The organism is Bradyrhizobium sp. BRP23 (assembly GCF_020194135.1).
Lineage (GTDB): Bacteria > Pseudomonadota > Alphaproteobacteria > Rhizobiales > Xanthobacteraceae > Bradyrhizobium > Bradyrhizobium yuanmingense.
The window spans coordinates 1-824 of sequence record NZ_JADYVW010000050.1; the positions used below are offsets into that span (position 1 = coordinate 1).

An 824-nucleotide genomic window follows, 5' to 3' on the forward strand; every position below is an offset into this window, starting at 1 on the left:
TCGACCGGCAAGAGCGTCAACTCGGCCCTGGACAATCCCACCAACTTCTTCACGGCCCAGTCGCTCGACAACCGCGCCAGCGACATCAACAACCTGCTCGACGGCATCGCCAACGGCGTGCAGGTGCTGCAGGCTGCCAACACCGGCATCACCTCGCTGCAGAAGCTGATCGACTCTGCGAAGTCGATCGCCAACCAGGCGCTGCAGACCACGGTCGGCTATTCCACCAAGTCCAACGTCTCCGCCACCATCTCCGGTGCGACGGCGGCCGACCTGCGCGGCACGACCTCCTACGCCAGCGCGACGGCGAACAGCAACGTCGTGTATAGCGGTGCGGCCGGCGGCACCACCGCGGCGACCGGCACGACCACGCTCGGCGCCACCATCGGCGTCTTCGCCAGCACGGGCGCAACGGCCGGCGACGGCACCACGGCGCTGACCGGCACCATGACCCTGATCGCCACCAACGGCACGACCGCGACCGGCCTCGCCGGCAACGCCCAGCCTGCCGACGGCGACACGCTGACCGTGAACGGCAAGACCATCACCTTCCGCAGCGGCTCGGCTCCGGGTGCGACCGGCGTTCCGACCGGCTCGGGCGTCAGCGGCAATATCGTCACCGACGGCAATGGCAACAGCACCGTCTATCTCGGCACCAACGGCACGCCGGCAGCGACCGTCAACGACCTGTTGAGCGCGATCGATCTGGCAAGCGGCGTCAAGACGGTCTCGATCACCTCGGGTGCGGCGACGATCGCCACGAGCAACGGCCAGACCGCTTCGACCGTCGCTGCGGGCGCCGTCACGCTGAGGAGCTCGACAGG

At 68.6% G+C, this 824-nt stretch carries 1 protein-coding gene; it reads left to right on the top strand.

Annotated elements, in window-relative coordinates; genetic code table 11:
- The coding region (locus I6F24_RS37285; protein ID WP_225156601.1) for a DUF1522 domain-containing protein at positions 1–824 on the top strand (824 nt) is incomplete at both ends.